At 38.1% G+C, this 9,732-nt stretch carries 11 protein-coding genes and 1 pseudogene; all 12 read right to left on the bottom strand.

The annotated features are described in order from the left end of the window. Positions 1–157, bottom strand: a 157-nt coding sequence (locus ACFFIS_RS13740) for a head-tail connector protein (RefSeq protein ID WP_390188017.1), incomplete at its 3' end; no start/stop codon positions are given. Positions 158–171: 14 nt separating this feature from the next. After that, on the bottom strand, positions 172–399 hold the full coding sequence (locus ACFFIS_RS13735; protein WP_205178018.1) for a Head fiber protein: 228 nt from the start codon (positions 397–399) through the stop codon (positions 172–174). Positions 400–416: 17 nt separating this feature from the next. Then, on the bottom strand, positions 417–1,613 hold the full coding sequence (locus tag ACFFIS_RS13730; RefSeq protein ID WP_390188011.1) for a phage major capsid protein: 1,197 nt from the start codon (positions 1,611–1,613) through the stop codon (positions 417–419). Positions 1,614–1,625: 12 nt separating this feature from the next. Next, positions 1,626–2,312, bottom strand: a complete 687-nt coding sequence (locus tag ACFFIS_RS13725; RefSeq protein WP_211651034.1) for a head maturation protease, ClpP-related — start codon at positions 2,310–2,312, stop codon at positions 1,626–1,628. After that, positions 2,281–3,564: a phage portal protein gene (locus tag ACFFIS_RS13720; protein WP_205178023.1), complete on the bottom strand. Its 1,284-nt coding sequence runs from the start codon at positions 3,562–3,564 to the stop codon at positions 2,281–2,283. Before ACFFIS_RS13720 ends, ACFFIS_RS13725 begins: the two co-directional genes overlap by 32 nt. A gap of 21 nt (positions 3,565–3,585) precedes the next feature. Continuing rightward, positions 3,586–5,186 (bottom strand): annotated as a pseudogene (locus ACFFIS_RS13715) (terminase large subunit). A 236-nt stretch (positions 5,187–5,422) separates the two neighbouring features. Continuing rightward, positions 5,423–6,184, bottom strand: coding sequence for an aminoglycoside O-nucleotidyltransferase ANT(4')-Ia (gene aadD1 / locus ACFFIS_RS13710; RefSeq protein WP_446686912.1), 762 nt, complete (start codon positions 6,182–6,184; stop codon positions 5,423–5,425). Positions 6,185–6,399: 215 nt separating this feature from the next. After that, positions 6,400–6,873, bottom strand: coding sequence for a gamma-glutamylcyclotransferase family protein (locus tag ACFFIS_RS13705; RefSeq protein ID WP_390188008.1), 474 nt, complete (start codon positions 6,871–6,873; stop codon positions 6,400–6,402). Positions 6,874–7,107: 234 nt separating this feature from the next. After that, on the bottom strand, positions 7,108–7,818 hold the full coding sequence (locus ACFFIS_RS13700; RefSeq protein ID WP_320381613.1) for an amidoligase family protein: 711 nt from the start codon (positions 7,816–7,818) through the stop codon (positions 7,108–7,110). A gap of 103 nt (positions 7,819–7,921) precedes the next feature. Next, positions 7,922–8,149, bottom strand: a complete 228-nt coding sequence (locus ACFFIS_RS13695; RefSeq protein WP_057995366.1) for a DUF4314 domain-containing protein — start codon at positions 8,147–8,149, stop codon at positions 7,922–7,924. Then, entirely contained in the window at positions 8,146–8,796 is a 651-nt protein-coding gene (locus ACFFIS_RS13690; RefSeq protein ID WP_057995365.1) for a hypothetical protein, read from the bottom strand. The genes ACFFIS_RS13695 and ACFFIS_RS13690 overlap by 4 nt, the downstream gene beginning before the upstream one ends. A gap of 90 nt (positions 8,797–8,886) precedes the next feature. Next, a partial coding sequence (locus tag ACFFIS_RS13685; RefSeq protein ID WP_390188006.1) for a DNA cytosine methyltransferase occupies positions 8,887–9,732 on the bottom strand: 846 nt, incomplete at its 5' end.

The raw sequence follows: 9,732 nt of genomic DNA, 5'->3' as shown, positions 1-9,732 counted from the left end.
TTGTCGCGGGCATATTCTCATCTAAATATGTGCCTTCTTTAATATGTTGATAACTCTCTGCATAAGAAATGGCGGCAGTGATGTACATTTCTATTAAAGCATCATCTTTATCATGTTGGAGTATTAAATTAGCCTTTACTTTTTCTAGTAATGTCATCACTTTCGCCACCTTTATTCTTCTGACATATAACCAGATGTTTTTAATTTCGATAGTAATGCATTAAAATCCGCAACTAAGTCTTCTATTGTTTCTGCTGTACTATCAGATTGATTTGCCATTTTTTCATTTGAAGAAGAAGGAAGGCCAGTGACCTTTGCTCCTTCTTCAATAACAAGTTCCCCGCCAATCACCGTTTTTTCTCCGCCTTGTTCTGTATAGTTTTTAGCGCTATACCCCATCGCACTCTACCCCTTTATTATTTTTGTTGTAAGACTTTGATTGCTTCTGGCAAGATTAACTTTCCATCGACACGTTGACTTGCTAGGAAACCAACTTGTCCTGTTGTTGCAAAAAGTTCATTTAAACGCTTGAATGAACGACCTTGTCTGTCTGCAATCCAATAATATCCGAAATCACCAAAGGCAATAGACTTAGCTTTCGTTTCAATAGTCGGTGCATAAGCTGAAGTGAATACTGGACGATTCAATAACGTATCTGGTGTACCGGCAGTTAGTGATGGTTGCCATAAGTACTGACCTTGACCATCTTTTAATTTTCGAATTGCTTTTATTGTTGCATCATTCATAATGAATACAGCATTTTTACGATATGGTGCTTTTAAAGAGTAAACTAAGTCAATAATTTCATCTGCAGTAATAGCTGTTGCTGATGATGCAGTAACTCCTAATTCTGCACCACCAGTATCATGAAACACTCCAGTCGGCTTTCCTGCTCCATCACCGACAAGAAACGCTTCTTCTTCTTTTGCTCCAATTCTTCGAGCAAATTCAGTTGAAATGTAATTCTCTAAATTAAATACACTATCGTTCAATAATTCATCCGAAACTTTAATCATTGTACCTAACTTATAAGCACTGATTGAAGTCTGTCCAAACACTGAATCGCTTTCTTCAAATTCTTCTCCTTCATCCAACCATGCCGCTGAACCTTTAGTAGTGACAACTGGAATTTTACGATCGCCACTGGACGTTTTTACAATCTTAGCAAGTTTTCGGAATACGTTCTCTTCTTCTAATGACTGTACAAGTGTACGCTCGAATTCATCGGGAACTAAAAATCCTCCTTCTGAATCTGTTCCCACTGATAGTGAGTTCATAATTTCTTGTGTTGGATTTTTACTTCTCATCGCATTCCAGAATGCCTTTGTATAACCTTCAGAAGCTCGTCCACTCTTTGTTTCCATTCCTGGAACAGATGGATTTCCAATGATAGGTGTATTTATTGGACGATTTAATTCTGCATCTAAAGCCTCTTGCCGTTCTAATCGTTGAATTTCTTTGCCTAAATTCATAATATCCTCTTCCATACAATCATACATCTGTGCATCTTCAGCCGCTACCAAACCATCACTTCCACGTTTAGTATCTAAAAAAGTTTTAGCAGCCTCCCATGCTTTTGCTCTTTTCTCACGTAATTCTAAAATTTTATTCATATTGGTTTCCTCCTAATATTTCAATAAATTAAGCCGCTCATAAAGCGGATCAACCGATTGACCTTTTTGTGGTTTTTGTATCTTGTTTATTAATGAATTTGTTACTGCTCGTCTACTAAAAACAAAGCTGTTCTCAGGTTGGTTTTCATCTTTACCATTTGCGAACATAATGGCATCCGCAAATCCGAGTTCAATTGCTTTATGTGCATTAAGCCACGTTTCAGCATCCATTAATTCGGATAGTTTATTTCTTGATAAACTTGTTTTAATTTCATATGCGTTAATAATGCTTTCTTTTACTTCGTCAAGCATATGCACCGTCTTTTTCATTTCTTCACTATCACCAATTGCGACAGTAAATGGATTATGAATCATCATTAGGGACGTTGGTGACATTTGAATTTCAGTGCCTGCCATCGCAATCACAGATGCTGCCGATGCGGCAATCCCATCAATTTTGACAGTGACATCACCTGGATATTCCATCAACATGTTGTAAATTTGCGCAGCTGCAATACAATCACCCCCTGGCGAATTAATCCAAACTTCAATATCGCCTTTGCCTTGCACGAGTTCTTCCCTAAAGGCAGATGGTGTGACTTCATCATCAAACCAACTCTCCTCTGCTATTGCCCCATATAAATGAAGGGTTCGTTTATCAGTTTCATTATTCTTTGTCCAGTTCCAAAACTTCTTCATCTTCGGTTTCCTCCTTTTCATATTTCTTTGCAAACACACCTGCGTCTTGGAGTTTCGTCATATTCCCATTGATTAAATATAAATCTCCCCCAAGTTCATCCGGTATCCGGTCTAAATTCTCAAGTTCACGAATGTCATTAGCACTCATCCAGCCATTTTGCCTTGCTGTTGCATAGCCACTCATTCGTGAAGCATAATCACCTCTAAGCAATCCATCCACATTAAATTTCACAAAGTACGCTTTCTTTTCACTTTTAGTAAATAGTGAACGACTAATTGCTTGTTCCCACCGAATAACCCATGGATCAAGTGTGTATTTAACGAATTCTAACGATTGTTGCTCTATATTAGAAAAGCTCGACTTTTCCAAGTCACCTACCATGTGAGGTGGCACTCGGAAAATTCGAGCAATCTCGTTAATCTGAAATTTTCTTGTTTCAAGAAATTGTGCTTGATCGGGTGCAATTGCGATTTGTTGATACTTCATCCCTTCTTCTAATACAGCAACTCGATGGGCATTACTTGAACCTTGATAAGCTTTATTCCAACTATCCTTTACTCTTTGGGGGTCCTTGATAGTTCCCGGATGTTCTAAGACACCACCTGGTGCCGCTCCATTAGCAAAAAACTTTGCACCATATTCCTCAGTTGCCATTGCTAGACCCACTGCATTTTTAGCCATCGCAATTGGTGAATATCCAACTAAACCATCAAAACCAAGTCCGGGTATATGAAGTACATCTTCAGCTTTTAATGCAATAGTTGTCTTCTCTGACCCATTCATTTCCTCAAATGTTTTTGTGTATAAATAATACAGATTACCTCTCGCATCTCTTTCGACTGACATTTTATTTGGCATAAGTGGGTAAAGTGCAATAACCTCCCCTTTTCCATTGCGAATGATCTGAGCATACGCATTTCCCCATAATAAAAGATGAGTCATTAATGTTTCTCTAAACACAAATGAACTCATCTCAGGATTTGGTTCGTCATGAAGTAAAAAATATAAGGTATGGGATATTGCTTTTTCCTTCCCACCTGTATCTGTGTACTTATATAAGTGCAGTGGTAAACCAGCTACCGCTTCAGCTAATATGCGTACACACGAATATACTGCAGTCATTTGCATTGCTGTAAATTCATTAACGGATTTTCCACTACTAGAATTTCCAAAGATGAAACTATAATTGCTCCCAAATGAATAGTTTTGTGGTTTATCTCTTGCTTTAAATAAATTTGTAAACCACCGCATATGAACATCACCTCCTCAACGTTAGAACACAATCAATCCTCTATCATCATAAACGGAATCACTTGTTCCGCTTCTTCTTATCGCTCGGTCGAGTGCCATAATTGTTGCCACCACACCATCAATCTTTTCCGTTGATTTTTCCTTGTCAGGTTTAATGTTTCCAGCTGGATCCGTTCGAACATGAATGTTATCCATCATCCAACGTAAAACTGGATGTCCGCCGTGAGCAAGTTTTTCTTCTAATGTTAATTTCATCAACTCTTTTGATGATGGGCTCATATCTTTAAAACCTTGTCCAAAAAAGGAACTACAGTAAAGCCTAATCCTTCGAGGTTTTGCGTCATCTGAACAGCTCCCCAACGGTCAAAGGCAATTTCCTTTATATTGTATTTCTTTCCTAATTCTTCGATGAACTTTTCAATATAAGCATAGTGAACAACGTTTCCTTCTGTTGTTTGCATGTGACCTTGTTGCTCCCACACATCGTAAGGTACTCTGTCCCTATCCACACGCTGTCTAATGTTTTCTTCAGGTATCCAAAAGTAAGGCAAAACAACATATTTATCATCTTCATATTCTGGTGGAAAGATTAAAACAAATGCTGTGATATCTGTTGTCGATGATAAGTCTAAACCCGCATAGCACTCTCTACCAATTAACCTTTTAGGGTCAACTGGCAAACCACATCTGTCCCACTTTTCCATTGGCATCCATCTGACAGATTGTTTTACCCATTGGTTCAATCGTAACTGCCTAAATAAGTTCTCCTCAGCAGGATTCTGTTTCGCACTTTCACATGCTTGTTCGACTTTCTCTATATCTACTGTAATTCCTAGTGATGGATTTGCCTTCTTCCAAACTTCAGGGTCTGTCCAATCATCATCTTCCTCTGCACCATAGATAACAGGATAAAAAGTAGGATCTATTTTTCTTCCCTCAAGTACATCTTTTGCTTTCTGATGTACTTCGTAACATATTGAATGCTGGTCATTTCCTGCAGTTGTGATTAAGAAATACAATGGTTGTTTCCTTGCGTCCCCTGAACCATGAGTCATAACATCGTATAGCCTTCGGTTCGGTTGTGCATGTAACTCATCAAAAACTACCCCATGGACGTTCAATCCATGTTTTGTATAAGCTTCCGCAGATAGCACTTGATAAAAGCTACCTAATGGTTTATAAATCAATCGCTTTTGTGAAAGAACTGGTTTAAATCGTGCCTTAAGTGCGGGTGATTGTTCCACCATGTCGACAGCAACGTCAAATACAATCGATGCTTGTTGCCTATCCGCAGCACATCCATACACTTCTCCGCCATGTTCAAAATCACCACATGTTAATAGTAATGCAACCGCAGCAGCAAGTTCTGACTTTCCTTGTTTCTTAGCTATCTCAATATAGGCAGTATTAAACTGGCGATAGCCATTCGGCTTCATCGTCCCAAATACATCTCGAATAATCTGCTCCTGCCAATCTATCAAGTCAAAGTTCTTTCCGAACCATTCACCCTTTGTATGCTTTAAACAGTTAATAAAATTAACTGCCATATCGGCAGCATCTTTGTCATAGTATGATTGATCCGCTTTAAAGATTGTCGGTTTATAATTTCCTAGTTTTCTAATTACCACCACCCCCTATCAAACAATCTTAAAAACTTAAATGAATTTATAAAATTTTGCACGACAAAAAAGCCCAGACTAATATCTGAGCTTAAGGCATCTATTTAATAGTTCCACAATCGCACCCGTTTGTTCAATAAGAAAAAGGCTTCTCAATGACAGTCGTGATGATTTGTAAATATTAGGAGAAGTTAATCAATACGTAACCAACATGATTAGCAATTATTAGTGTTCATCGTTCAAAATGGTATGCGTTTTGACACATCCACTATATATCCGTGTCGTTCGGTCCACTCCTGAATCCCATTCCAGAAATTCTCTAGCGATTCCAAAAGTTTTTCGGAGTCGGAAAGCTGACCAGACATTACTAACTGGCACAGAAGGTCATAACCTGAAGGAAGATCTGATTGCATAACGGCTTCAGTTAAAACCGAAGCGCTCGTCGTATAACAGATGCGATGATGCAGACCAATCAACATGGCACCTGCCATAGCCACCTTTACAGTCAAGGATGGTAGAAATGTTGTCGGTCCTTGCACACGAATATTACGCCACTTTCCTGCATATTCAAACAGTTCTTCTACGATAAGGGCACAAATCGCATCGTGAAACGCTTGGGCTTCTACCGATTTTGCAGTTTGATATACCTTCTCTAAGTATCCACCTGAATCATAAATCGGCAAAATAGAGAAAAATTGACCATGTGTAAGTGGCCAATCTGATTCCACCTGTGATGCATAATCTAGTAGAATCTCTTCACTATCAAAATTCACTTCCACCTTCCACTCACCAGTTGTCCATTCATGGCTGAACTCTGCTTCCTCTGTGGACAGGACACACATCATCTCAATATCCGAATAGGGCCCATCAGCCTGACGACCAAGAGAGCCATAAACACCAATAGCCTTAACGACATCCCCATAATTATCCAATATTCGTTCCTTAATTTCATGAACAATCTTCATTCTATCTTCTCTAGTCATTTTTATTGGTCCATTCACTATTCTCATTCCTTCTTCAAATAATTTTAGATGTGCTTATCTAAATAAGAATATTTGGAGAGCACTATTCTTATTCAGCTATAAATACTCGTCTTCCTAAGCTCCTTCAATCTTTTAATAATAATTATAGCATCTAATCTTCAACTATTCTCCCCGTCTGTTGAACATTCAATTTTGTTTATATCCTATCATAATTATTCGTACTTCTCTATTTCTTACTGACTAGATTCGTCTTCTAAGGCCTCGTCATCTTTTTCATATGAATCTTCAACAGCCTTACGTAAATATTCAACATCAAACCCTGCACTATTATAACCCTCTAAAATAGTTGAATAATAGTAACAACTCGGTTGTTCAAGTGGTTTGCCTTCATTCATAATATAGACCGTTGCATTGACGGTTTTTTTGTCGACTTTAACTTTCATCATTTCTTTTCTATACAGATGTGGCCATCCTTCATAACGGTCAAGTGCTTTTTCGTCATTGGGCGTAATCTGCCACACAAGGACCGGAACGCTTTCTCCCTTGCATGGTTCAACCGTTGCAACAGCATGCGCGTGTGGCCCCCTAAAAACGAGTTTGTGGTCCTTTATTTCACTTGTTCCTACTACTTTTGCGGTTGGACATCTGTTTGACATTTGTTCTAGATTTAAATTCGATCCGTAGGCAATATATAATTTCTCCATCATTCATTTCAATCCTTTCACAATTTAATCTTGAATAATTCCGGGTGGCTTATCCAACTCGGAACCTCCATGCTGCTGATCCCGATAAAGGTTTAGTTAAGTGTAATCTACAGTTTGCGAATTCCTCTCCAATCAATCCGATTCGGTTGAGATATGTTCGCATGGCGAATTTTTCATTTTCAACTTGGGGCTTTTTCGATGATGCACTTTTCTGTGTTAATGCTTGGTTGTTGATTGCTAAGGATAAAACGATAAAGCTTCTATCTTACCAGCGTGAAGAACGCTGTTAAAGCCACGTAATTCAACTGTTCGATTCCTTCTAAAAAAGCTATGTAGATTTAAGAAATGGTATCGGCTATTATGGTAGTGTCTACTTCTGCTTTCGCTGTATCCTTCATACCAAATGTTTTCAATTTCTCGCATTGTCTTTGGCTTTTTCCGATTCATCTTTTCTACTAAAATGTCATCCATCCGTTTGCAATAACGCATTCTCTCATTCTTGATTTCTAGTGCTTTGTAAAATAAGTCGTTTCTACTTGCGATGATGTTTACAAAGTTTCGTATGCTTCTTGGTGTATGTGTGCTCCCGTCCAAATGAATATGAATGCCGCAAGATGAATTTGTAAAGGCTCCGGCTTTTCGTATCCTTCGAACAAGCTCCTGTAAAGTGTCAATGTCTTTTCTGTAGGTTAAAATTGGGCTTACAATTTCAACGCTGTAATCTCTGTTTGCATTAACCCTTCTGCCGCTTCGACTAACTTGCGTTCGAATACTTCCGTCATAAGCAAATTCCCATATACGTCCGTCTGGAGCCTTCACTTTCTTCACATCGTAATATGTTCCGCCTTCGATGTATTCGCCTTCAAGAAACTTTGCCGCTACTTTCGCTGCTTTTTCTCTTGTAATTCCTGTAAATTCAATTTCAATTCCAAACTTTGCGTTTAACATTTTATCATCCCCTTTTAGAGTGTATGTGTGTTTTCGTTACATACATATATCACTATAAAAGCCTTATATAGCAAGTGTTATCTACACTTATTCGGATGTATTTTTATTGTTCGATGATTAGACACTTATCGACTCCAAACACAATCCCGAGTGAACTTCCTTTATCCCATTTTATGTGTATGGTTCCAATATCATCAACGAAGGAAACTGTTCCTTCATCTCCTGGAATTAAATTTGAATATGGATCATCCATTTCAATCAAACGTACCCTTGTTCCAGTCTGATATTGTTTTTTTAACTTGTTCAGCGATTCTTTCGTTATATTGTTCATGAAGCTTCCTCCATCTTTTTCGTTCTTTTAAATGAAGAATCACCTGACAGTTTTGACATCAAGAGCTTTCTGTCGGCTTTATATTCATCGCCTATAAAATTCAGTTTTAACAGGAAGCATCGAAATGCATATTTTTCGTTTTCGACTTGTTTTTCAACTGCTGTCACTCGTTTTTGCTTCAGAGCTGTTTCGCATAATGCGACAATGAATTTTGTGTATGTTTCTAGTTCCTCGGATGTCAATTCTCTCTCAAACCAAGGAAACTTTATTCGGTCATCTTCTAATTCAATCCTAGTTGATTCAATAGCTAGCGCCTGTTTAATTAAAGTGTTCTTACTTTGGATTAGCTTTTCTAAATTCTCGATTGTTTGTCCATCGAAAGGGTCCCGCGGGTATTCAATGGAAAGTGTATAAGTTTCCGCTTGCTCATCCCGCTCTGCTTCAAAGCTATATTTACTTTCTAATGTTTGGATTAACGCGTCATTAGCCGGTCCTTCCAGCGTTCCAACCCTATCAACTACATATTCTCCAATTTCGTAGGCAAAGCTTGGTGTTCCTTTGTAATCAAAAGGAATATTCAAATGTTCGCTTATTGCTTCCACTAACTTTTTCCGTTCTTTTCCCTTCATATTAAACTTTACAATCATTTTTTATTCCACCTTTCAATTTTGGTACATACATATATCACTCTAAAAGGTGTTTATATCAAGTGTTTTGAACAGATTCCATCTGACTTTCTAATCTTTATTTAATTGTATGGAAATTCCAGTCAAAACATATATAACACAAGGAAGTGCGACTCCGTTCCCCCACATTTTATATTCAGCTGTATCGGAATGTGGCTGGCTTAACCATTTAATGATTTGTTTCCTGGTTTTAGGTCGTTTATTTTTACTGATTAACTGTCGGTGTGTTTCCCATACTTTCTCCCAAAAGTTAATCTCTTCATCCGATGGGTTATCTTCTCCCAAATTGTCGCACCATCCATCTGGGAAACCTTGCAATCTTCCACATTCGGTAGGAGTAAGCCTTCTCACAATTAAATCTTCTATGTTTACTAATGGGGGATCCTTATAATCGGTAGCAACAAGCGTACTAGCAAGTTCTTTTTCTGCACTTGTAAAATGTGAGTTTTTACTAGATGAATAGGTTGATTGTTTTCCTTTACTTACATCATCTTTATTACTAACAATTGCAATCCCGCCTTGATTACTGTTTGGTGAGTTACCTGATGTATCTATTGTTCTTGATACATCACTTTCATAAATGTTTGCTCGAACGTTAACCGTTCCTTCAGATGTCAAACGAATATCAAAGGTTTTCGGTTTCTCTAAAACAAATGGCTGATTGTTTCCACCAGTTCCATATAACGACACAACGGTCTGGGCAACATCAACTGGTCCTTTAATTCTTGCATCCCTTCCATGGTTATCAAAAACAAGTGGGGGATGATTTGATTTTGCTCGTAAAGTTGCTGTTACCTCTTTGGTTACATCCATTCGGCTACCACCTTGGTCATTTAAGCAGATATTGCTTGTTTCTCTAGAACTTTTTGAAGTATCTCTGGTAGTTCCTTGCCCCGC

Source organism: Paracerasibacillus soli, from assembly GCF_042432965.1.
In the GTDB taxonomy this organism is placed as follows: domain Bacteria; phylum Bacillota; class Bacilli; order Bacillales; family Amphibacillaceae; genus Paracerasibacillus; species Paracerasibacillus soli.
The sequence above is the reverse complement of the archived record's forward strand: the minus strand, read 5'-3'. Positions and strand labels throughout refer to the sequence as shown.